Annotated in this window: 16 protein-coding genes; 7 read left to right on the top strand and 9 right to left on the bottom strand. The window is 71.0% G+C overall.

Annotated elements, in window-relative coordinates:
• Positions 1 to 34 precede the first annotated feature (34 nt).
• The 6 genes from flgK to BM430_RS27740 all read right to left on the bottom strand — a co-directional run bounded on the left by flgK (position 35) and on the right by BM430_RS27740 (position 6968).
• Positions 35 to 1492 (bottom strand): flagellar hook-associated protein FlgK, encoded by a 1458-nt coding sequence (gene flgK / locus BM430_RS27765; protein ID WP_093570469.1) that lies wholly within the window; start codon positions 1490 to 1492, stop codon positions 35 to 37.
• A 28-nt stretch (positions 1493 to 1520) separates the two neighbouring features.
• Entirely contained in the window at positions 1521 to 2804 is a 1284-nt protein-coding gene (locus tag BM430_RS27760) for a flagellar hook protein FlgE (RefSeq protein ID WP_093570468.1), read from the bottom strand.
• Positions 2805 to 2960: 156 nt separating this feature from the next.
• Complete coding sequence (fliI, locus tag BM430_RS27755; protein WP_093570467.1) at positions 2961 to 4304, bottom strand: flagellar protein export ATPase FliI; 1344 nt, start codon at positions 4302 to 4304, stop codon at positions 2961 to 2963.
• A 4-nt stretch (positions 4305 to 4308) separates the two neighbouring features.
• Complete coding sequence (gene flgF / locus BM430_RS27750; protein ID WP_093570466.1) at positions 4309 to 5037, bottom strand: flagellar basal-body rod protein FlgF; 729 nt, start codon at positions 5035 to 5037, stop codon at positions 4309 to 4311.
• Positions 5038 to 5044: 7 nt separating this feature from the next.
• Positions 5045 to 6274 carry a DUF1217 domain-containing protein gene (locus tag BM430_RS27745; protein ID WP_093570465.1) on the bottom strand — a complete coding sequence of 410 codons (1230 nt, stop codon included), beginning with the start codon at positions 6272 to 6274 and terminating at the stop codon, positions 5045 to 5047.
• A 139-nt stretch (positions 6275 to 6413) separates the two neighbouring features.
• The gene (locus tag BM430_RS27740) at positions 6414 to 6968 is read right to left on the bottom strand and encodes a hypothetical protein (protein ID WP_244539687.1); all 555 of its coding nucleotides are present in this window, start codon (positions 6966 to 6968) and stop codon (positions 6414 to 6416) included.
• Positions 6969 to 7144: 176 nt separating this feature from the next.
• Between BM430_RS27740 and BM430_RS27735 the strand changes: the two genes are divergently transcribed.
• Positions 7145 to 7465 (top strand): PilZ domain-containing protein, encoded by a 321-nt coding sequence (locus BM430_RS27735; RefSeq protein ID WP_093570464.1) that lies wholly within the window; start codon positions 7145 to 7147, stop codon positions 7463 to 7465.
• A gap of 296 nt (positions 7466 to 7761) precedes the next feature.
• Here BM430_RS27735 and BM430_RS27730 read toward each other — a convergent pair whose 3' ends face one another.
• Positions 7762 to 9498: a class I adenylate-forming enzyme family protein gene (locus BM430_RS27730; RefSeq protein WP_093570463.1), complete on the bottom strand. Its 1737-nt coding sequence runs from the start codon at positions 9496 to 9498 to the stop codon at positions 7762 to 7764.
• 52 nt (positions 9499 to 9550) lie between these two features.
• Positions 9551 to 10324, bottom strand: coding sequence for an SDR family oxidoreductase (locus tag BM430_RS27725; RefSeq protein WP_093570462.1), 774 nt, complete (start codon positions 10322 to 10324; stop codon positions 9551 to 9553).
• Positions 10325 to 10570: 246 nt separating this feature from the next.
• Between BM430_RS27725 and BM430_RS27720 the strand changes: the two genes are divergently transcribed.
• The 5 genes from BM430_RS27720 to BM430_RS27700 all read left to right on the top strand — a co-directional run bounded on the left by BM430_RS27720 (position 10571) and on the right by BM430_RS27700 (position 18916).
• A complete protein-coding gene (locus BM430_RS27720; protein WP_093570461.1) occupies positions 10571 to 11773 on the top strand; it encodes an acetyl-CoA C-acyltransferase in 1203 nt (400 codons plus the stop codon).
• Between the two features lie 89 nt (positions 11774 to 11862).
• Positions 11863 to 13983: a 3-hydroxyacyl-CoA dehydrogenase NAD-binding domain-containing protein gene (locus BM430_RS27715; RefSeq protein WP_093570460.1), complete on the top strand. Its 2121-nt coding sequence runs from the start codon at positions 11863 to 11865 to the stop codon at positions 13981 to 13983.
• Between the two features lie 228 nt (positions 13984 to 14211).
• Complete coding sequence (gene pimC, locus BM430_RS27710) at positions 14212 to 15420, top strand: pimeloyl-CoA dehydrogenase large subunit (RefSeq protein ID WP_093570459.1); 1209 nt, start codon at positions 14212 to 14214, stop codon at positions 15418 to 15420.
• Positions 15421 to 15671: 251 nt separating this feature from the next.
• Positions 15672 to 16820 (top strand): acyl-CoA dehydrogenase family protein, encoded by a 1149-nt coding sequence (locus BM430_RS27705; protein WP_093570458.1) that lies wholly within the window; start codon positions 15672 to 15674, stop codon positions 16818 to 16820.
• A gap of 119 nt (positions 16821 to 16939) precedes the next feature.
• The gene (locus BM430_RS27700; RefSeq protein ID WP_093570457.1) at positions 16940 to 18916 is read left to right on the top strand and encodes a transketolase family protein; all 1977 of its coding nucleotides are present in this window, start codon (positions 16940 to 16942) and stop codon (positions 18914 to 18916) included.
• Positions 18917 to 19251: 335 nt separating this feature from the next.
• Here BM430_RS27700 and msrB read toward each other — a convergent pair whose 3' ends face one another.
• Positions 19252 to 19695 carry a peptide-methionine (R)-S-oxide reductase MsrB gene (gene msrB, locus BM430_RS27695; RefSeq protein WP_093570456.1) on the bottom strand — a complete coding sequence of 148 codons (444 nt, stop codon included), beginning with the start codon at positions 19693 to 19695 and terminating at the stop codon, positions 19252 to 19254.
• A gap of 272 nt (positions 19696 to 19967) precedes the next feature.
• On the opposite strand from msrB, the gene BM430_RS27690 reads away from it, so the two are divergent.
• Positions 19968 to 23195 carry a PAS domain-containing protein gene (locus BM430_RS27690; protein ID WP_244539686.1) on the top strand — a complete coding sequence of 1076 codons (3228 nt, stop codon included), beginning with the start codon at positions 19968 to 19970 and terminating at the stop codon, positions 23193 to 23195.
• The last annotated feature ends 310 nt before the right edge of the window (positions 23196 to 23505 follow it).

The raw sequence follows: 23505 nt of genomic DNA, 5'->3' as shown, positions 1-23505 counted from the left end.
GGGCAGGGCTCTGTCTTGCGGGGGCCGGGAGGACTCACCGGATCGCGGTCAGGAGGGTCTGGAGCAGCGTATCCACCATGGTCAGGATCTTGGCCGAGGCGGTGTAGGAGCGCTGCAGCTGCAGCATCTGGGCGGTCTCGTCGTCGCCGTTGACGCCGACGGCGTTCGACAGGGCGTCGGTCGCCCGGCTGAGCAGGGTCTTCTGGTAGTCGGCCTCGCCGGACGCGGCCTTGCGGGTCGCCTCGAGCCAGCCGGCGGAATCCGCCGCGAAGCCCGCGAGCGTCGCGGTCTCGTTCAGCGGCGGCCCCGGGGTGAAGCTGCGCGCCGTCGCGAGCCCGTCGGCCAGGGCGCGCAGGCGCCCGGCATAGGCCGCGTCGCTGCCCGGATTGGCCCGGTAGGCACTGCCGTTCATGCCGCCGTCGCGCAAGGCGGCGGCATCGCCGCCGGCCTGCGGATCGGCGGCGGCGTTGAGCGCGATCCGCCCGGCGAGCCCGAGGCTCGAGGTCGGCAGGGCGCCGCCGGAGCCCGCGGTGAAGAGGCCGGCCATCGGCCCGACATAGGCCGGGGCGCTGCGGGTATCGGCCTCCTGGAAGGTGTCGACCAGGGCGCCGGCGATGGCGTCGAGCTGGTTCTCGTAGGTGACGGCCACGTCGTCGCGCAACGAGACGAGACCGGCGAGCCGCCCGCTCGCGAGCTGCATCGGGGAATTGGCCCCGGTGACCGGCACCCCGTCGATCGTCACGGCCCCACCGACCGTGCCGGCCGAGAACGCCGCCGTCGAGGTGAAGCTCACGGTCCGGGCGCCCCGGTCGAACAGCGCCACGCCGCTGTCGGTGGTGATCGCCATGTCGCCACCCGGCCGGTCGGAGACCGAGATGCCGATCTCGGCGGAGAGCTGCGACAGGATGCGGTCGCGGTCGTCGAGGCTGTCGCTGACGTCCTGGCCGCTCGCCGTGCCGCGCATCACCGCCTTGCTGGCCAGGTCGAACTGGCCGAGCAGGTCGTTGATCCGCGCGACCGAGTCCGCCATGCCCTGGTCGGCCTGGAGGCGGGCGCCGTGCACCGCCTCCGCCGCGCCGGCGAGGCTGGTAGCGAGGTCGCGGGCGCTCTCGATCGCGTTCCGGGCGAGGACGGCGTCGTCCGGGCGGTTGCCGGCGGCCTGGAGCGCCGCGTTGAAGGCGCCGAGCCGTGCGGCCGGCGAGCCCGCCTCGCTCGTGTCGCCGACCGTCTTCGATAGGGCGGTGAGACCGTCGAGCAGGGCCTGGCCCTCGGCGGCAGCTGAGGCCGCCGAGAGCTTGCGGGTGAACAGGGCCGCATCGCTGGCGCGGGTCACGACGACGCTGGTCCCGCCGGCGCCGCTCACCAGGCTGACGACCTTGCGCGAATAGCCGGGGTCGTTCGCCCCCGCGGTGTTGCGGGCGGTGGTGGCGATCTGGCTCGACGTCGCGAGAAGCGCCGAGCGTGCCGAATTGAGCGCGAGCGAGAGGCCCATCTGTCAGCTCCGGTTGGCTTGTCTGCCGTTACCGCTTCAGGCTCATCAGGGTGTCGAGCATCTCGTTGCCGGTCGTGAACACCTTCGAGTTGGCGGTGTAGGTCGACTGCGCTTCGATCATCGCGGTGAGCTCGGTGCTGACGTCGACGTTCGACTGCTCGAGAACGCCGGACTTGATCGTGCCGCGGCCGCCCTGGTTGGCGAAGCCGACCTGGATGTTGCCGGACTCGACGGTCGGCCGGAAGACGTTGCCGGAGCGCGGCTCGAGGTTGTCGGCGCTCGGCACGGTCGCGACCGGGATCTTGAAGGCCGCGAGGCGCGTGCCGTCGTCGAAGGTGGCGTAGACGGTGCCGTCCGCGTCGAACGAGGTGCCGGTCACGGCGGCCGGCGCCTGGCCGTTGGCCGTGCCGGTCACGGCGTAGTCGCCGGCGAGCTGGGTCAGGCCGGAGAAATCGAAGGTCGTGCTCTGCCCGCCCGGGGTGGTCAGGGTGAGGGATTTCGCGCCCGTGTAGGTTCCCGAGCCGGCCGTGCCGGTCCCGGTGATCTGGCCCTGAGCATCGAAGCCGACCGTGGTGGTCGCCAGCGGCGCGATCGTGGCCCCGCTCGCGTCGACGGGCAGCCTCGGGGTGGTGCCGGACGGCGTCGGGGTGGCGGTGCCGTCGTAAAGCGAGACAGACCAGGAGTTGTCGTTGTTCTTCGCCAGGTAGACGTCGACGGTCCTGGCCTTGCCGACGTTATCGTAGGCCACGATCGAGTACTTCTTCGAGTACTGGCCGGTCGCGGCCGGCGTCGCATCGACCGGCAGCTTGCCCGTCAGGCTGCCGGCGGTGGTCGGCGTCGCCCGGCTGTTGACCGCCGCGAGGCTGATCGGAACCATGTCGGCGACGCCGTTGAGGGTCGTCGAGGGTTCGCCGTCGAGCAGGCTGTAGCCCATCAGGGTCATGCCGGCGGCGTTGGTGAAGGTGTTGGTGGTGGCGTCGATCTTGAAGTTGCCGGCCCGGGTCAGGAGCGGCGCGCCGGCCGGGTCCTTGACCACGAAGAAGCCGTTGCCGTCGATGGCGAGATCGGACTTCGAGGTCGTCGCGTTGAGGGTGCCGCCCTCGGTCACCGCGCGCCGCACCGTCGTCTCGACCGAGCCCGAATTGTAGTTGCCGGTCCCGGTATCGGCGATCAGCAGCGAGGAGAACTCCGTCGAGCTGCGCTTGTAGCCCGTCGTGCCGGAATTCTGGATGTTCTCCGCCACCGTCGAGATGCGGTTGGACTGGGCGTTCATGCCCGAGACACCGGAGCGGAGCACGCCGATGAGACTCATTGCGGGACCTCGTTCGTCAAAATGCTTCGGATGGGACGCTGGCGGGACGGGGCTCGCGAGGATGCGATTCGCGACGCCGGAACTCGGGCTGGAATAGACCCGCACAGGCTTGCGCGGGGCTTGAACGGCGGGGGCGGGCTCGCGGGCATCGCGCGGCTAGCCCCGCAGGCTCTGGGCGAGTTCCAGGAACGCGTCCCGGCTCGGGGGCTGGCCCGGATCCTGGCGCAGCGCCTCGTAGATCCGCGGCACCAGACCGATGGCCTGGTCGAGCTCGGCATCGGTCCCGGCCCGGTAGCCGCCCATCAGGCGCAGGTCCCGGGTTTCCTCGAAGCGCGCCATCATCGCCCGGAGCTTGCGGATCAGGTCGCGCTGCTCGGGCGTCCAGACCTCGGCGGCGAGCCGCGAGATCGAGCCGAGGAGGTCGACCGCGGGATAGCGCCCCTGCTCGGCGATGGCCCGGTCGAGGACGACGTGGCCGTCGAGGGTGCCGCGGATGCTGTCGGCGACCGGATCGTTGTGGTCGTCGCCGTCGACCAGGACCGAGAACACGCCCGTGATGGTGCCGCGCCCCTCCAGGCCCGGGCCGGCCCGCTCCAGCAGGCGCGGCAGGTCGGAGAAGACGCTCGGCGGGTAGCCGCGGGCCACCGCCGGCTCGCCGGCCGCCAGCGCCACGTCGCGGGCGGCATGGGCGTAGCGAGTCACCGAATCGACGATCAGCAGCACGGATTCGCCGCGATCGCGAAAAGCCTCGGCGACGGCCAGCGCCACCTTCGGCGCCTGGCGGCGCATCATCGGGCTCTCGTCGCCGGTCGAGACCACCACCACGGCGCGGTCGCGGCTCGGCGCCAGGGCGCCTTCGAGGAACTCGCGCACCTCGCGGCCGCGCTCGCCCACCAGGGCGACGACGACGCTGTCGAAGCCCTCCGCCCCCGCCAGCATGGCGAGCAGGGTCGACTTGCCGACGCCGGAGCCGGCGAAGATGCCGATGCGCTGGCCGGCGCAGAGCGGGGTGAACAGGTCGAGCGCCCGGACCCCGGTGCGCAAGGGCGCCCGCACCCGGGCCCGGCCGAGCGCCGCCGGCGGGTCGGCGTCGAGGGGGACGGCGAGGGCGCCGGCGCCGAGCGGTCCGGCGCCGTCCACCGGACGCCCGAGGGCGTCGATGACCCGGCCCTTCCAGCTCGGATCGGGCCGCAGTTCGGCCGGCCCGAGGCGGTGGGCGATCGTGCCGATCCCGGCCTCGATCCGGCTCTCGTAGCCCTTGAGCGTCGCGCCCTCGGCATCGACCCGGACGATCTCGCCGATTTGCGCGCGGCCGTTGGCGGAGAAGCTCATCCGGTCGCCGAGGCGCACGAAGGGCGCGACGCCGCCGATGCGGCAGGCGCTCGCGGTCACTTCGCGGATCGGCCCGCCGATCCGCACCAGGGCCCCGTCCTGCCGGGCCGCCGCCATCGCCTCGGCGAGGCGCGCGATCGGATCCGCCGCGCGAGACTCCGCGACCATGCTCTCAGCTTCCCTGCGGCGAGAGCGACTTCACGGCGCTCTGGAGCGAGGATTCGGCCTCCGCGGTCGCCGTGGCGGCGCTCTCGAAGGCGCGCTGGATGGTGATGAGCTTCGTCATCTCCATGATCGGGTTGACGTTCGAACCCTCGACGTAGCCTTGGACCACCCCGATGCCGGTGAAGTCCTGCACCGGCCGCGCCGGCAGGCTGGAGGTCACGGCGTTGCCGGGCGCGCGGGCGAGCGTGCCCTTCTTGTCGAGGGTGAACAGGCCGAGCGACCCGACCTGGTTGGTGCCCTGGTAGATGCTGCCGTCGCGCCCGATGGTCGGCGGCCCCTGCTGCGGATCGAGGAGGAGGGGCGAGCCGCCGGGATCGAGCACCGGCTGCCCGGTGAGGGTGCGCAGCTGCCCGGTGGCGTCCATCGTGAGGCGCCCGTCGCGGGTATAGGCCGGACCGGAGGTCCCGCCGATGCCGAACCACGCATCGCCCTGGATCGCGACGTCGAGGGGCGAGTCGGTCTTGGTGATCTGCCCGGAGGCCCGCGACAGGTAGGTGTCGTTCGAGCTCACGAAGGCCACCGCGCCCTTGGTCGCCTGGGCGAGCAGGGCCGAGAACTTCGTCTCCTCGGCGCGGAAGCCCACGGTCGCCATGTTGGCGACGTTGTTGGCGGTGGTGGTCAGGCGCTTGTCGAGGGCGACCTGGGTCGAGAGGTTGACGTAGAGGCTGTTCTGCATCGCCGCCTCACGCCTGATCGTTGCTGAACAGGGCCAGGATCGGATCCGCGGCGGTGTTGTTCTGCGCGTCCCAGATCGCCGCGAAGCGCCGGGCGAACGCCTCGACCTTGGCCGGGTCGTTGAAGCTCGCGAAGTCGACCTTAGAGGCGATGAGGCTGGCGCGCACCGCCAGGGCGTCGCTGGTGGTGGCGCTGCTCGTCGCCGGCAGGCCGATCACCGTGTTGACGACCTGGGTCAGGGCGGCATCGCCCAGGATGTCGTAGCCGCTCTTCAGCGTCGGCGCCTTGCGGGCGAAGTAGAGGGCGAGGCGCACCCCGGTATCCTCGGCGCCGGCATCGCCCTCGAGGCTCTGCTGCAGGTAGGCGTCGACCACGCCCTTGACGTTGGCGCTCGGCGCGGGGTCCGTGCCGTTGCCGATGTCGATCGCGGTCTGGCCGGGAGCCGAGAGGGCGGCGTTGCTCACCGTGACGGTGCGGTTCGTCCCGCCGGCGAAGTAGATCGTGTCGGCGTTCACGCCGGTCCCGCCCTGCTCGCCGTCGAGACCGAGAGCGGCGTAGTCGGTGGTCTCGAAGCCCAGGCTGCCATTCGCCGTGACGCCGGCCTGCACCTTCCCCGCGAGCCCGTCGGCGCCGGAGGCGTCGAGCTGGGCGTTGATCGCCGCGGCGATGTCGGCCTGGGTGACCTTGGTCAGGTCGGTGACCTTGCCGGCGAAGGTCGCCTTGTTGAGGACGATCGCGGCGCTCTTCGTCGTGGTCGCGTCGAGCTGCGAGGAGACGGTGAAGCTCGCCTCGTTGGTGCCGGAGAAGTCGTAGGACGCGGCGAGCGGGGTCGAGAGGGTGAGCTTCGCGCTGGCGGCCGGCAGCACGTAATCCGCCGTGACCATCGTCGGGTCGGTGCCCTGCGCGGTGGCGCCGGCCGCGAAGTCGAAGGCCTTCGCGAAGGCGACGTAGCGGTCGTCCGCCAGGCGGTTGGCGAAGGCCGTCGAATCGCTCGCGCCCTCGGTCAGGACCTTGCGCATGAACGCCTTGGCGTAGGTCATGTCCTCGAGGCCGAAGGCCTTCATCGCGTAGCTGTAGAGCCGCTGGTCGCCCATGAAGTCGTCGATCGACTTCACCTTGCCGATATTGGCCTGATAGTAGGCGGTCTCGCGGGCGACGATCGGCTCGTTGCCCTTGCGCTGCAGCGAGGTCGCGAGGTTCCGCGACAGGAGCATGTAGCTCGTCAGGGTGCTGGTCACGGATTCGTCTCCGGCCCGTCGGCACGGTGGGTGGGGAAAGCCTGCCGCGGCGGCAAGGCACCCGGCGGGAGCCTCCGCTCTAGGGGGCCACGCTTGCTCGTGGCTTGCAGCGGCTCGCTCGTGGCTTGCCGCAGCGCACTCACAGCGCGGTCGGCCCGATGATCGTCTCGGTGGTGATGACGATCCAGCCGGCGCTGGTGCTGCGGATCGACAGCACCCGCCCGGCCCCGGGCAGGGTGGAGCCGACGGCGATCTCGTGCAGCCCGTCGCGTCCCTCCACCACGGCCTGGCCCGCGGCGGCGCGGCGCAGGGCGAAGCCCGAGGAGGGCGGTGGTCCCGTCCGCTCCGGCAGGGCCGCGACCGGTCCGGCCGCGGGCGCCGTCGGCGTTTCCGCCAGCGAGCCGGTGACCAGGGGATCGAGGTCGGGCTCGGGCGCGCGGGCCTCCGCGACCGTGCGCTTCCAGGCGAACGGCCCGGCCAGCGCCGGCAGCACCTCCCGCACGTCGTAGGGCCGGGCCGGCTGGGACAGGGTGTAGCCGGCGAAACCCGAGGCGGTGAGCGCGAGCAGGATCGCGGCGCCGAACACGCCCCGCTCCGCCGCCGCCTCCCGGGCCCGGCGGCGGGCGATCAGGCCCGCGACCGGGCTCTCGGGCGGAGGGGAGCGGCGCTTCACTGTGGGCGGAGCTGCGGGCATGGCCGGGCGTGGTTCGACGGTTGATGGCTAACGAGAGATGAAGGAACAGGCTTGACGCTTGGTTAACGCGATCACCAATGTCTACGAGCTGACACACGGCGCGCCGGGTTTTCGCGGCGCCGAGAAAGCCGTAAGCGTTCCCACGCGGGCGCCGGGGCCCGGTTCAAGGGGTATCCATGACCGATCTGCGGGAGACCGACGGCGTCGCGGACGATGGCGGCCGGGATTCCGCACCGATTCCCCGGGCGGGCCGGCGGCGCCGCCTGGTCCAGCAGGGGCGGATCGTGCTCGGCCCCGATCACTCCGTCGCCTGCGCGATCGCCGACATCTCGAACGAGGGCGCCCGCCTGCGCGTCCCCGCCCGCGTCGCCCTGCCCGACACCTTCCCCCTCGTGATCGCCGCCCATGACCTGCGCAACCTCACGGTGCGCCTGCGCTGGCGCCGGGGGGATTATGCCGGGGTGACGTTCGAGGGTGGGGGGTTCTACGTCGAGTGAGGGCGGGGCGGGCTTCTCTTCAGCATTCGAGGGACGGTTTGATTTCGATCTCTCCGCCCCTTTCCCGGACGACTGGAACGAAGTGGAAGGAGATCCGGGATCCAGGAGAGAAGTGCCGCGAAGCGGCTCAGTCTGTTGCACCGTTGCAGACGATCGGACGCTTCGCGACTTTCTGCGCTGGATCCCGGATCTCCTTCCGCTGACGCTCCACTCGTCCGGGAAAGGGGAGGTTGAACCTGGTGATCCAGTGTGCACGGACCGGTGCGGTGTGCCGCTCCGTCAGGGGGTTCAAGTGGCTACTCGAACAGCTTCTTCAGCTCACCCTTCAGGATCTTGCCGTTCGGGTTGCGCGGCAGGATCTCGTCGTGGAGCAGGATGCGCACCGGCACCTTGAAGGCAGCGAGCCGCGCCGCCACGAAGGCGCGCAGGCTCTCCTCGTCGGCGTCCGCGCCGCGGGCGATCGCCACCACGGCGCCGGGCTCCTCGCCCAAGGTCGGGTGCGGGATGCCGACGAGTGCGGCGTCGACCACCGCCGGGTGCTCGTAGAGGACGCTCTCGACCTCGCCGCAATAGATGTTCTCGCCGCCGCGGATCAGCATGTCCTTGGCCCGGTCGACGATGGTAATGAAGCCTTCCTCGTCGATCCGCGCGAGGTCGCCGGTGCGCAGCCAGCCCTCGCGAAGCACCTCGGCATCGGCGTCGGGCCGGTTCCAGTAGCCCGCGACCACGATCGGGCCCTTGACCCACAATTCGCCGACCTCGCCCGCGCCTAAGGGCTTCTCCTCCGGGTCCATCACCTTCGCCTCGCAGACCGGCAGCGCCGGGCCGCAGCTGTCGGGGCGGTGGACGTAATCCTCGCCCTGGTGGTGGGTGAAGGTGGCGGTGGTCTCGGTCATGCCCCAGCCGGTCGCCGGTTGCGCCTTCGGGAAGGCGGCGCGCAGGCGGCGCACCAGGTCGGCCGGGGCCGGGGCGCCGCCGTAGCTGATCGTTTCGAGCGAGGAGAGGTCGTGCGTGCCGGCCGCCATGCCGTCGAGGAGCTGGAACGCGATCGTCGGCACGCCGCCGGCGCTGGTGCAGCGCTCGCGCTCGATCAGCACCATCGCGCGGGCGAGGTCCCAGCGCCGCATCATCACCAGCCGCCCGCCGCGGAAAAGGTTGGGCACCAGCGTCGCGAAGCAGCCGGTGACGTGGAACAGCGGGATCGACAGCAGGGCCGCCTTCTGGGGGGCGGCCGGGTCCGGCACCGGCACCGGCTCGCCCCGGCGCAGGAAGGCGCGGGCGGCGGAGAACGGGTGGGCCATCACCCCGCTGGCGCCGGCGCGCTGGGTGCCGATCGCCCCCTTCGAACGGCCGGTGGTGCCGGAGGTGTAGAACAGGGTGGCGATGTCCTCCGGACCGATCGCCAGATCGGGCAGCGCCCCCTCCGGCAGGGCGCCCCAGTCCGGTACCGCGCCGATGATGTCGGTCAGGCTCTCGGTGCCGGGGGCCGCCGGCGCGCGGGCGATCAGCACGCGCGTCAGGGCCGGATAGCCGGCACGCCGCTCGCTGATGCGCGCCCAGCGCTCCTCGTCGACGATGGCGACGGAGGCGCCGGAATCGGTGAAGCCGTGATCGAGCTCCGGGCCGGTCCACCAGGCGTTGAGGGGCGTGGCGATCGCGCCGGCCAGGATCGCGGCGAAGAACGCCACCGGCCATTCCGGCAGGTTGCGCATCGCGATCGCCACCCGGTCCCCGGGCTGCACGCCGCCGCGGATCAGGTTCGCGGCGAGCGCCAGGGTGGCGCGGCCGAACGCGTCGAAGCTCGCCCGTTCGTCCTCGTAGACCAGGAAGGCTTTGTCCCCGTGCGCCCGCCCGGCGACGAAGATGTCGCGCAGGGTGAGCGGGGCGTTGGCCCAGATCCGGGTCGGCACGCCGCGGATCGCGATCTCGCCGACCGCGAAGGGGGAGCCGGGCGCGGTCAGCCGCGCGGTCGCCTCGGCGAGGGAGATCGCGGGCCAGGCTTTCGGGGTCGTCGCGGCGGACGGCTCGGTCATCGGCGGGCTCGTGACTGGTGTGGCTTTCTTCGCGGAGGGGCGGGGGAGACGATCAGGTGATGGTCTGCCCGCCGTCGATCACGATGCTCTGGCCGGTCATGAAGGCGCCGGCGGGGCTCGCCAGGAACACCGCGGCGCCGGCGATCTCGTCGGGCTGGCCGATGCGGGCGAGCGGCGTGCGCGCCGTGTAGGCGGCGCGGGATTTCGGGTCTTCCCAGAGGGCGCGGGCGAAGTCGGTCTGGATCAGGCCCGGGGCGATGCAGTTGACCCGCACGTTGTGCGGCCCGAGCTCGACCGCGAGGTTGCGGGCGAGCTGGAAGTCGGCCGCCTTCGAGACGTTGTAGGCGCCGATCACCCCCGACCCCTTCAGCCCGCCGACCGACGAGACCAGGATGATCGACCCGTCCCGGCGCTCGATCATGCCCGGCGCGCAGAAGCCGATCAGCCAGTGGCTGGCGATCACGTTGTTGTCGAGGATCTTGCGGAACTGGTCGTCCGAGATCCCGCTCATCGGGCCGTAATACGGGTTCGAGGCGGCGTTGCAGACGACCGTGTCGATGCGCCCGAACCGCTCCAGCGTGCCGTTCGCCAGCCGCTCCAGGCCGGGCTTCGACGAGATGCTGGCCGGGATCACGACCGCCCGCTCCTCGCCGTGGCGGGCGTTGATCGCCTCGGCGACGGGGGCGCAGGCCTCCGCCTTGCGCGAGGAGATGACGACCTTCGCCCCGTGCTCGGCCAGGCGCTCGGCGATGGCTCGCCCGATGCCGCGGGACGAGCCGGTGACGATGGCGACGCGGCCGGCGAGGTCGAAGAGCGGCGTCTGCATGGGCGTCCTCCCGCGGGGCCTTTGGCAAAACAGGCCTTGCTTTTGGGGCGACCTTAGCCCCGTATGGCGATTAAGCAAGCCGTGTTTTCGAAAACGCGGCCGTGGGGAGGGTGGAACGAGGGGATACCCCCTGTTCGAACCGTGGTTTCCGGGGCCCTTGCGGCTCCATACCCAATCCCCGATAATAGGTCGAAAGCCCGCCCCGCCGGCAAGAGCGGCGGCCGGGATCGTGGGAGGATTCCTGAGATGCGCGAAGCCGTCATCGTCGCCACCGCGCGCACCCCCATCGGCAAGGCCTACCGGGGCGCGTTCAACGATACGCAGGCGCAGGCGCTCGGCGCCCACGCCATCGCGCACGCCGTCCAGCGCGCCGGCATCGACCCGGCCGAGATCGGCGACGTGGTGATGGGGGCGGCGCTCCAGCAGGGTTCGACCGGCGGCAACGTCGCGCGCCAGGCGGCGCTCCGCGCCGGGCTGCCCGAGACGGTGGCCGGCATGAGCCTCGACCGGCAATGCGCCTCCGGCCTGATGGCGATCGCGACCGCCGCGAAGGAGATCATCACCGACGGACTCGACGTCGCGGTCGGCGGCGGCCTCGAATCGATCTCGCTCGTCCAGAACGACAAGGCCAACCGCTACCGCGGCCAGGATCCGTGGCTCGTCGAGCACGTGCCGGCGATCTACATGACGATGATCGAGACCGCCGAGAACGTCGCCGCGCGATACGGCATCAGCCGCGAGGCGCAGGATTCTTATGCCCTGCGCTCGCAGCAGAAGACCGCGCAAGCGCAGGCCGAGAACCGCTTCGCCGACGAGATCGTGCCGATGACCGCCCGCATGGCGGTGGTCGACAAGGCGACCGGCGCGGTCTCGCACAAGGAGATCACGCTCGCGCAGGACGAGGGCAACCGGCCCCAGACCAGGCTGGAAGATCTTCAGAGCCTGAAGCCCGTGTTCAAGGACGGCCAGCGCCTCAAGGAAGGGCAGTTCATCACCGCCGGCAACGCGAGCCAGCTCTCGGACGGGGCGGCGGCGGTCGTGCTGATGGAGGCCGGTGAGGCCGCGCGCCGGGGCTTGACGCCGCTCGGCGCCTATCGCGGCATGGCGGTGGCCGGCTGCAACCCGGACGAGATGGGCATCGGCCCGGTCTTCGCTGTGCCGAAGCTCCTGAATCAGCACGGGTTGAAGGTCGAGGACATCGACCTGTGGGAGCTGAACGAGGCCTTCGCCAGCCAGGTGCTCTACTGCCGCGACACGCTCGGCATCCCGGACGAGCGTCTGAACGTCAATGGCGGCGCGATCTCGATCGGGCACCCCTACGGCATGTCGGGCGCGCGGATGACCGGCCACATCCTGCTGGAAGGCCGCCGCCGCGGCGCCAAGTACGGCGTCGTGACGATGTGCGTCGGCGGCGGCATGGGCGCCGCGGGCCTGTTCGAGATCTACTGAATCGCCTGCACCTGCCACATATTCCGGCTCACGCGACGGCGCCCGGCAAGAGGCGCCCGGAGGACGCCGGCAGAGGGATTTTTCGGGATATGGCGCAAGATTCCAACGCCCAAGGTACGCCCACTCAAGGCACCCCTAACAACGACAACGTCGTCTCGACCGCCCGCGAGGGCGCGGTCGCGGTGCTGACGCTGCAATCGGGCCCGGTGAACGCGCTCGGCACCGCCCTGCGCCAGGGAATCCTGGCGGGTGTCGAGGCCGCGGAGGCCGATCCCGCCGTCAAGGCGATCGTGCTGATCGGCGGCGGCCGGATGTTCTCGGCCGGAGCCGACATCACCGAGTTCGGCAAGCCGCAGACCGGAATCAGCCTGCCGGACCTCCTCAACCGGATCGAGGCCTCCTCGAAACCCGTCGTCGCGGCGATCCACGGCAACGCGCTCGGCGGCGGGCTCGAAACCGCGCTCGCCTGTCACTACCGGGTGGCGGTGCCCTCCGCCAAGGTCGGCCTGCCGGAGGTCAAGCTCGGCATCCTGCCAGGGGCCGGCGGCACCCAGCGGCTGCCGCGGGTGGTGGGACCCCGCAAGGCGCTGGAGGTGATCGTCGGCGGCTCGCCGATCGGCGCCAAGGCGGCGGCCGGCATGGGTCTGGTCGACGAACTGGCGCCGGAGGACTCGCTTCGCGCCCACGTGGTCGCCTTCGCCGAGCGGGTGGTGGCGGAAGGCCGGCCCCTCACCAAGATCCGCGACCGGGACGACAAGATCGCGGAGGGCCGCGAGAACCCGGGCCTGTTCTCGGCCTTTCGCGAGGAGAATGCCCGCAAGACCCGCGGCTTCGAGGCGCCCGAGGCCTGCATCGCCTGCATCGAGGCGGCCTGCCGGCTGCCCTTCGACGAGGGGCTGGCCTTCGAGCGGGCGGAGTTCCAGAAGCTCGTCTCCGGCACCCAGTCCGCGGCGCAGCGCTACGTGTTCTTCGCCGAGCGCCAGGCGGCCAAGATCCCCGACGTGCCGGACGACACGCCCGCCCGCCCCATCGCCCGCGTCGGCGTCATCGGCGCCGGCACGATGGGCGGCGGCATCTCGATGAACTTCCTGAACGCCGGCATCCCGGTGACGATCGTCGAGACCAAGCGCGAGGCTCTGGACCGTGGCCTCAAGACCATCCGCACCAACTACGAGAACACCGCCAAGAAGGGCCGGCTGAAGCCCGAGGACGTCGAGACCCGGATGGGCCTCCTCTCCGATACCCTGGACCTCGAACAACTCGCCGAGTGCGACCTCATCATCGAGGCCGTGTTCGAGGACATGGGCATCAAGAAGGAGATCTTCTCCAAGCTGGACAAGATCGCCAAGCCCGGCGCGATCCTGGCCTCGAACACCTCCTACCTCGACGTCGACGCCATCGCGGCGATGACCAACCGGCCGGCCGACGTGATCGGCATGCACTTCTTCTCGCCGGCCAACGTCATGCGCCTGCTGGAGGTGGTGCGCGGCGAGAAGACCGCGAAGGACGTCATCGCCACCGCGATGCAGATCGGCCGCAAGATCGGCAAGATCCCGGTCCTGGTCGGCGTCTGCCACGGCTTCGTCGGCAACCGGATGCTGGCCCAGCGCCAGCGCGAGGCCAACCGCCTGATCCTGGAGGGCGTCACCCCCTGGGACGTCGACCGGGTGATCTACGAGTTCGGCCTGCCGATGGGCCCGTTCACGATGAGCGACCTCGCCGGCCTCGATATCGGCTGGAGCCGGGAGACCAACAAGTCGGAAACCGTGCGCGACCTGCTCTGCGAGCAGGACCGCCGCGGCCAGAAGACCGGCGCCGGCTTCTACGACTACGACGCCAAGCGCAAGGCGACGCCCTCCAAGGTCACCGAGGAGATCATCGCGAAGGTCGCCGAGCGCCAGGGCGTCAAGCACCGGGATGCGAGCGACCAGGAGATCCTGGAGCGCACCCTCTACCCGATGGTCAACGAGGGCGCGAAGATCCTCGAAGAGGGCAAGGCGATCCGGGCCTCGGACATCGATATCGTGTGGATCAACGGCTACGGCTGGCCGGTCTATCGCGGCGGACCGATGTTCTGGGCCGACACGATCGGGCTCCCGAAGGTGCTGGAGCGCCTGCGGGTCTACGAGGCGGAGTACGGCGAGGCGTTCAAGCCGTCGGCTTTGCTGGAGAAGCTGGCCGCCGAGGGCAAGGGCTTCAAGGACCTGTGAGGCGCATCTTAACCCTCCCCCCTCCGCGGGGGAGGGTGACCTGCGGAGCAGGCCGGGAGAGGGGACCGCGACGATGCCGGGTCTGGCACCCGTCATGACGGTCGCGACTTCTCCGGAAACGGCGTCCCCTCTCCCGCCCCACTCCGTGGGGCACCCTCCCCCGCAGAGGGGGGAGGGGTCGGGCGTCGAGCCAGTATTTGAAACAATAACCAGATCAGGAGGCACCCCATGGACCTTCGCTTCACCCCCGAGGAGCGCGCCTTCCGCCAGGAAGTCCGCACCTTCTTCCAGGAGAACCTGCCCCAGGAGATCCGCCAGAAGCTGATCGACGGGCGTCACCCGTCGAAGGACGATATCGTCACCTGGCAGAAGATCCTCAACAAGAAGGGCTGGGCGGTGCCGAACTGGCCCGTCGAGTGGGGCGGTACCGGCTGGGATCCGGTGCGCCAGTACATCTTCCTCGACGAGCTCCAGAGCTTCCCGGCCCCGTCACCGCTGCAATTCGGCGTCTACATGGTCGGGCCGGTGATCGCCCAGTTCGGCAACGAGGCGCAGAAGAAGCACTTCCTGCCCCGCATCGCCAACATCGACGATTGGTGGTGCCAGGGCTTCTCCGAGCCGGGCTCCGGCTCCGACCTCGCCTCGCTCAAGACCAAGGCCGTGCGCGAGGGCGACCACTATGTCGTCAACGGCCAGAAGACCTGGACCACGCTCGGCCAGCACGCCGACTGGATCTTCTGCCTCGTGCGCACCGACGCGACCGTGAAGAAGCAGGAGGGCATCAGCTTCCTCCTCATCGACATGAAGACGCCGGGCATCACCGTGCGGCCGATCCAGACCATCGACGGCGGGCACGAGGTCAACGAGGTCTTCTTCGACGACGTCAAGGTGCCGGTCGAGAACCTGGTCGGCCAGGAGAACAAGGGCTGGGACTACGCCAAGTTCCTGCTCGGCAACGAGCGCACCAACATCGCCCGTGTCGGCGTCTCCAAGCAGCGCATCCGGCGGCTCAAGGAGCTGGCGGCGCTGGAGCGGGTCGGCGACACGCCGATCCTGGAGAACCCGCGCTTCCGCGAGAAGCTGGCGGCGCTCGAGATCGAGCTGAAGGCGCTCGAGATGACGCAGCTGCGCGTGGTCGCCGCCGAGCGCACCCGCGAGAAGGGCAAGCCGGACCCGGCCTCCTCGATCCTCAAGATCAAGGGCTCGGAGATCCAGCAGGCGACGACCGAATTGCTGCTCGAGGTCGTCGGGCCCTACGCGCTGCCCTTCGTGCCGGAGGACGAGGGCGACGAGCACTTGAGCAACGAGCCGCCGGTCGGTCCCGACTGGGCGGGTCCCGCCGCGCCGACCTACTTCAACTGGCGCAAGATCTCGATCTACGGCGGCTCCAACGAGATCCAGAAGAACATCATCGCGAAGGCGATCCTGGGGCTGTAGTCCCCGGTTCGCCTCTCCCTCTCCACCCTTTCCCGGACGACTGAAGCGTCGGCGGAAGGAGATCCGGGAACCAGCGAAAGGACTCGCGAAGCGACCAGTCTCTGCAACGGTGCACCCTGCAGAGCCGCTTCGCGGCACTTTCTCTGCTGGATCCCAGATCTCCTTCCGCTTCGCTTCAGTCGTCCGGGAAAGGGGTGGGTCATTGTCCTCGGCCGCATGGCCGACCCCGGACCGACCAGGAACACACGTCGATGGATTTCGATCTGAGCGAGGAGCAGCGCCTCCTCAAGGACAGCGTCGAGCGGCTCCTCGCCGACCGCTACGATTTCGAATCCCGCAAGCGCTACGGGAAGGAGCCCGAGGGCTTCGCGAAGGCGATGTGGGCGGCTTACGCCGAGCAGGGCCTGCTCGCGGTGCCGTTCTCCGAGGAGGATGGCGGCATCGGCGGCGGGCCGGTCGAGACGATGATCGTCATGGAGGCGTTCGGCGGCGCGCTGGCGCTCGAACCCTACCTCGCGACCGTCGTGCTCGCCGGCGGCGTGCTGCGCCACGCCGCCACCCCCGAGCAGCGCGCCGAGTGGCTGCCCGGCCTCATCGCCGGCGAGACCCGCTATGCGCTGGCCCATACCGAGCGCCAGGCCCGCTACGACCTCAACGACGTCGGCGTCACCGCGCGCCGCGACGGCGATGCTTGGGTGCTCGAAGGCGAGAAGTCGCTCATCCTGCACGGCGACAGCGCCGACCGGCTGATCGTCTCGGCCCGCACCGCCGGTTCGCGGCGCGACCGCGACGGGATCGGCCTGTTCCTGGTCGAGGCCAATGCCGAGGGCGTGTCGCGCCGCGGCTACCCGACCCAGGACGGGATGCGGGCGGCGGAAATCTCGCTGTCCTCGGTCCGGGTCGGGGCCGACGCGGTGATCGGCGATCCCGCCGGCGCCCTGCCGGTGATCGAGCGGGTCACCGACGAGGCCATCGCGGCGCTCTGCGCCGAGGCGGTCGGCGCCATGGACCGGATGCACAGGCTGACGGTCGAGTACCTGAAGACCCGCAAGCAGTTCGGCGTGACGATCGGCTCGTTCCAGGTGCTCCAGCACCGGGCCGCCGAGATGTTCATCGCCCTGGAACAGGCCCGCTCGATGGCCTTCCTCGCCACCATGATGGCCGGCGAGGACGACGCCGACGAGCGCGCCCGCGCGATCGCCGGCGCCAAGGTGCAGATCGGCCGCTCCGGCCGCATCGTCGGCCAGGGCGCGGTGCAGCTCCATGGCGGCGTCGGCGTGACGATGGAGTACAGCGTCGGCCACTACTTCAAGCGGGTGACGATGATCGACCAGCTCTTCGGCGACGCCGACCACCATCTCGGCCGGGTCGCCCGGATGGGCGGGCTGATCGCCGCCTGAAGGCAGGAGGTGAATCGCGCTCATCTCTGCGCGAGAAAACCTCGTTTGAGTTCCGATCCCGGGGGCGGTTGGGTGATCCCGCCTCAAGAGCACCCAAAACTCCCCGGGAGGGACCCCCGATGACCGGCACCGAGCCGCGCGCGCTCGCGGACGCGATCCGCTTCCTGTCCATCGACGCGATCGAGCGGGTGGGCGAGGGGCATCCGGGCACGCCCCTCGGTGCCGCCGACACGGTGACGGCGCTCTTCACCCGCCACCTCAAGTTCCTGGCCCGCGAGCCGCTCTGGTTCGACCGCGACCGCTTCGTCCTGTCGAACGGCCACGGCTCGATGCTGCTGTATTCTTTGCTGCATCTCTCGGGCTACGAGGGGATCGGGCTCGACGACGTCAAGCGCTTCCGCGAGCTCGGCTCGCCCTGCGAGGGGCACCCGGAATACGCCCCCGCCCACGGCATCGAGACGACCACCGGTCCCCTCGGCCAGGGCATCGCCAACGCCGCCGGCATGGCGCTGGCCGAGGCCTATCTCAACCGCTGGCTCGGGCCCGACCTCGTCGACCACCGCACCTACGCCCTCGTCGGCGACGGCTGCCTGCAGGAGGGCGTCGGCCAGGAGGTGATCTCGCTCGCCGGCCACCTGGGCTTGGGCAAGCTCACCTTCCTCTGGGACGACAACCGGATGACCGACGACGGCGCGATCGACCTCGCGCTGAGCGACGACATGGCGGCGCGGTTCCGCCTCAGCCACTGGCACGTGCAGGAGGTCGACGGGCACGACATCGAGGCGGTCTCGGCGGCCCTGCTGCTCGCCAAGGCCGATCCACGCCCCTCGATGATCCGCTGCACCACCGTGATCGGCCGCGGGCTGCCCGGCGTGGAGGGCACGCGGGCAGCCCACTCCGCCCGGATCCCGTCCTCCCTCAGCGCCGCCGCCCGCAAGGCCCTGAACTGGCCGCATCCCGCCTTCGAGATCCCGGACGAGATCCGCACCGCCTGGCGCGCGGCCGGCGAGCGCAACGCGCCGGATTTCGACGCCTGGACGCGCCGCGTTGCCGCCTTGCCGCCGGAACGCCGCCGCCTCCTCGACCGCCTGCGCGACGGGACGCTGCCGGAGGGCTGGGACGCCCCGTTGCGCACGTTCCGCGACGAGGCCGCCCGATCGGGGCAGGCGCAATCCGGCATCGCGCTCTCGGGCGAGCTGGTCGACCGGCTGGCGGAGGCGATCCCCGAACTCCTCTCCGGCGCGCCGGACCTCGAAGGCGCGACCCAGCACAAGCGTCGCCTGAAGTCCTTCACCGCCGAGGACCAGGGCGGGCGCTACGTCCATTACGGCATCCGCGAGCACGCCATGGGGGCGATGATGAACGGCATGGCCGCCCATGGCGGCGTGGTGCCGGTCGGCGTCACCTACCTGGTCTTCTCGGATTATCTGCGCCCGGTCCTGCGCCTCGCCGCCATGATGGGTCTGCCGGTGCCCTTCGTGTTCAGCCACGATTCCGTCGGCATCGGCCGCAACGGGCCGACCCACCAACCGGTCGAGTACCTGGCGTCCCTGAGGGCCATCCCCAACATGCTGGTCCTGCGCCCGGCCGACGCCGTCGAGGCGGCGGAATGCTGGGAGATCGCGCTCCGGACCCGCACCGGCCCGTCCTCGCTGATCTTCGCCCGCCAGGCCCTGCCGGCCCTGCGCCGCGACGCAGGGGCCGAGAACCGGTCCGCCCGCGGCGCCTACGTGCTGGAGGAGGCCTCGGGCCCCCGCCGCGTCACCCTGCTCGCCACCGGATCCGAGGTCGCCCTCGCCGCCGAGGCCCGCCGCCGACTGGAGGCGGAGGGTGTGCCGACAGCCGTCGTCTCGATGCCGTCCTGGGAGCTGTTCGAGCGCCAGGACGCCGCCTATCGCCGCGAGACGCTGGGGCCTGGCACGGTCCGGGTCGGGATCGAGGCGGCGGTGCGCCTCGGCTGGGACCGCTATCTCGGCGAGGAGGGCGGCTTCGTCGGCATGACCGGCTACGGAGCTTCCGGTGCGGAGGCCGACCTCGCCCGGCATTTCGGCTTCACGCCGGAGCGGGTGGTGGAGGAGGTGCGGGCGCGGCTGTAGGGGCGGGCGTCCCTTTCTTCTCCACGACGGCACCAGGCCCATGCGCTTTCGGATCTCCGACACGCCCCTTTCCCGTACGACTGTAACGAAGTGGAAGGAGATCCGGGATCCAGCGTAAAAAGTCGCGAAGCGTCTTTGTAGCTGCGACAGTGCAGCATACGGAGCCGCTTCGCGGCACTTCTCGTGCCGGATCCCGGATCTCCTTCCGCTGACGCTGCTATCGTCCGGGAAAGGGCGTGGCGTGTGATGAGCGGATCAGCGCTCGCCGCCCGATGGCAGATCGCTGAAAGACAGCATCCGCTCTCCGCCACCACGGAGTGGCGGGCGACCGAGCCTCACCCCTCGACCTGATCGAGATACTCGCCGTACCCCTCGGCCGCCATCCGGTCGCGGGGGACGAAGCGCAGCGAGGCGGAGTTGATGCAGTAGCGCAGGCCGCCCCGGTCCCGCGGCCCGTCCGGGAAGACGTGGCCGAGATGGCTGTCGCCGTGCTTGGAGCGGACCTCGGTGCGGACCATGCCGTGCGTGGTGTCGCGCAGCTCCGCGACGTGGGCCGGCTCGATCGGCTTGGTGAAGCTCGGCCAGCCGCAGCCCGACTCGTACTTGTCGGACGAGGCGAAGAGCGGCTCGCCGGACACGATGTCGACGTAGATCCCCGGTGCCTTGTTGTCGAGGTACTCGCCGGTGCCGGGCCGCTCGGTGCCGCTCTGCTGGGTGACGCGGTACTGCTCGGGGGTGAGCCGGGCGATGGCGGCTTCGTCCTTCTGGTAGGTCGGCATGCGGGCGGTCTCCGAATCGTCCTTGGTCGCGAGAGCCCCATATGGGTCCGCCGGGGGCGCGGGCGAAGGGGGAGGCCGGCCGTCGTCGATTGGCGGGGATCCCGGAGTTCACATGTGAACTGTGGGCTCCGGACCAACCGCCCTTCCGCCGGCTCCACCATCGGCGGTAGGGTCTCGACGGTGGTCGCGCGAGCCTTACCTGCACGGGCCTCAGCGGACGAACCTCATCCTGGCCGGCCCGATGATCCTGCGACCGAACCTGTCTCGACGGCATGCCTGAGCGCGCCGCCCCCGGGCATCCCCCCTTCCTCGCCGGCGGTGGCCGCATGGGCGCGATGATGCGCGCCCACGACTGGTCGGATTCGCCGCTGGGACCGCCGGAGACCTGGCCGCCCTGCCTCGGCGCGACGCTCAGCCTGATGCTCGGCTCGCGCTTCCCGATGTTCGTGGCGTTCGGGCCCGAACTCGGCTTCCTCTACAACGACGCCTATGCGGAGATCCTCGGCGACAAGCATCCGGCGGCGCTCGGCCGGCGCTTCCATGACATCTGGTCGGAGATCTGGACCGACATCGCGCCGCTGATCGACCGGGCCCTGTCCGGGGAGCCGACCTTCTCCGAGGACCTGCCGCTGGTGATGAACCGGCACGGCTACGACGAGCGGACCTGGTTCACCTTCTCCTACTCGCCGCTGCGGGACGAGGCGGCCCGGATCGTCGGCATGTTCTGCGCCTGCACCGAGACGACCGGGCGCGTCGTCGCCGAGACCGGCCTGCGCGAGGCCGAGGCGCGGCTGCGGGCCCTGACCGATCACCTCCCGGGCGGCTACGTCTACCAGATGGCCACGCCCCGCGACGGGACCGGCCGGCGCTTCGTCACGGTCTCGCAGGGCTTCGAGCGGATGACCGGGGTGCCGGCCGAGGCCGTGCTGGCCGACCCCGCGGCGGCCTACGACCTGATCCTGCCCGAGCACCGGGCGCGGATCGCCGAGGCCGAGGCGGAGGCGATCCGCGACCTGACCCATTTCGACGTCGAGGCGCCGATGCGCCGCGCCGACGGCCGCCTGGTCCATACCCGGATCATCTCGGCGCCGCGCCTCGTCGACGACCAGGTGGTCTGGGACGGGATCCACCTCGACGACACCGCGCGACGACGGGCCGAGGACCGGTTGCGCGAGAGCGAGGCCCGGCTGCGGCTCGCGACCGAGGCCGCCGAGATCGGGCTGTGGGACGTCGACGTCGTCGCCGACACCCTGTACTGGCCGGCCCGGGTGAAGGCGATGTTCGGCATCTCGCCCGAGGTGCCGGTCACGATGGCCGACTACGAAGCGGGCCTCCACCCGGACGACCGCGAGGCGACCCTCGCGGCCTACGCCGCCGCCGCGGATCCCGCCCGGCGCGCCGTCTACGACGTCGAGTACCGCACGATCGGCCAGGAGGACGGGCTCGTCCGCTGGGTCGCCGCTAAGGGCCGCGGCCTGTTCGCCGACGGAGTCTGCATCCGTGTCGTCGGAACGGCCATCGACATCACCGCCCGCAAGCAGGCCGAGGCGGCGCTCCGCGACAGCGAGGAGCAGTTCCGCGTCCTCTCGCAGGTGCTGCCGAACTTCGTCTGGGCCACCGACGCGCAAGGCCGCGCCACCTGGTTCAACGAGCGGGTCTACGCCTATGCGGGCGTTGCACCGGGGGGCCTCGACACCGCGGGCTGGCAGGCGATCGTCCACCCGGACGACCGCACCCGCGTCGCGGCGGACTGGCGGGCCTCGGTCGAGGGCGGCGGCGACTACCAGTGCGAGTACCGCCTGCGCCGCGCCGACGGGACCTACCGCTGGTTCCTGGCCCGGGCGCAGCCGGTCCTGGCGGGCGACGGCACGGTCGCCCGCTGGGTCGGCACCAGCACCGACATCGACGACCAGAAGCGGATGATGGCGGAACTGGTGCGGTTCAACGAGACCCTGGAGCAGCGGGTCGCGGAGCGCACGGCCGAGCACGACCGGGTCTGGCGCAACTCCCGCGACCTGCTGGTGGTGATCGGGGCCGACGGCATCTTCCGCTCGGTCAACCCGGCCTGGCGCGCGATCCTCGGCCACCAGCCCGCCGAGGTCGTAGGGCGAAGCTTCCTCGACTTCCTCATGCCCGAGGATGCCGCCGTGACGAGCGCCGCGCTCGAATCGGCGGTCGCGGCCCGCCACCTCACCAATTTCGAGAACCGCTTCCGGCACCGGGACGGCACCCCGCGCTGGCTGTCCTGGCACACCTCGGTCGAGGGCGGCCTCGTCTTCGCCAGCGGCCGCGACGTCACCGCCGAGAAGGTCCAGGCCGCGGCCCTCGCCCAGGCCGAGGAGGCCCTGCGCCAGTCGCAGAAGCTGGAGGCGGTCGGCCAGCTCACCGGCGGCGTCGCCCACGACTTCAACAACCTGCTCACCATCATCCGCTCCTCGGTCGATTTCCTGCGCCGGCCGGACCTGCCCGAGGCGCGGCGCAGCCGCTACCTCACGGCGGTCTCGGAGACCGTGGACCGCGCCGCCAAGCTGACCTCGCAGCTCCTCGCCTTCGCCCGCCGCCAGGCCCTGAAGCCCGAGACCCTCGATGTCGGCGCCCGGCTGCGCCTCGTGGCGGATCTCGTCGACACCGTGACGGGCGCCCGGATCGAGGTGGTCACGCAGGTGCCGGAGCATCCCTGCTTCGTGCGGGTGGATGCGAGCCAGTTCGAGACGGCGCTCGTCAACATGGCGGTCAATGCCCGCGACGCGATGGAGGGCGCCGGCACCCTGACCCTGACGCTCGCCTGCGGCGTCGACCTGCCGCCGATCCGCGGTCATGCCGGGGCGCAGGGGCCCTTCGCCGCGGTCTCGCTGCGCGATACCGGCTCCGGCATCGCACCCGAGCTGCTGCCGCGGGTGTTCGAGCCGTTCTTCACCACCAAGGAGGTCGGGCGGGGCACGGGCTTAGGGCTCAGCCAGGTCTTCGGCTTCGCCAAGCAGTCCGGCGGCGACGTCTCGGTCGAGAGCGCGCCGGGCCGGGGCACCGTCTTCACGCTCTACCTGCCCGAGGTGGAGGCCGAGTTCGCGGCGGGAGAGGAGGCGGGCGAGACGGCCGCGGTCGATCCCGGCGGCATCGGCCAGCGCGTGCTGGTGGTCGAGGACAACCTCGAAGTGGGGCGCTTCGCGACCCAGATCCTGGAGGATCTCGGCTACGCCACGACCTGGGCGGTGAATGCCGAAGACGCCCTGGAGAAGCTCGGGCCCGACGGCGCCGGCTTCGACGTGGTGTTTTCCGACGTGGTCATGCCGGGCATGGGCGGCATCGAGTTCGCCCGCCTCCTCGCCCGGCGCCTGCCGCGCCTGCCGGTCGTGCTCGCCTCCGGCTACAGTCACGTCCTGGCGCAGGAGGGCGCCCACGGCTTCGAGCTGCTGCACAAGCCCTACTCGGCCGAGCAGGTCTCCCGCATCCTGCGCAAGGTCACGCGGCGCGGGGCGCCGCGGCGGGAGGTGGTGGGCTGATCGTGGGGCGGGGCGGGGGCCGTCCTGCGAAAGGAAGGGCGTGGGGTCCTCGTCTCCCCGCGGGCGGCAGGGCTGTCCGGGGAAAAATCTGGTGTGGGTGCATGCCCTGCCACGCCGGAGGTGATCCGGGAGTTGTCCGGTTGTCGAGACACGAACATCCGGGCAGGACATGCACCCGAGCGATACCCGCTTTGCCCAGCTGCTGGAAGGGCTCGATCGTCAGCAGATCGCCCGGAGCGTCGCCCGCCACGGGGCCGACGCCTACGACAAGTGCTTCTCGTCGTGGGATCACCTGCTCGCCCTGATCTTC

The sequence above is a fragment of the Methylobacterium sp. 174MFSha1.1 genome (assembly GCF_900116815.1).
GTDB lineage: Bacteria > Pseudomonadota > Alphaproteobacteria > Rhizobiales > Beijerinckiaceae > Methylobacterium.
This window is presented reverse-complemented; position numbering and strand designations above follow the sequence as displayed.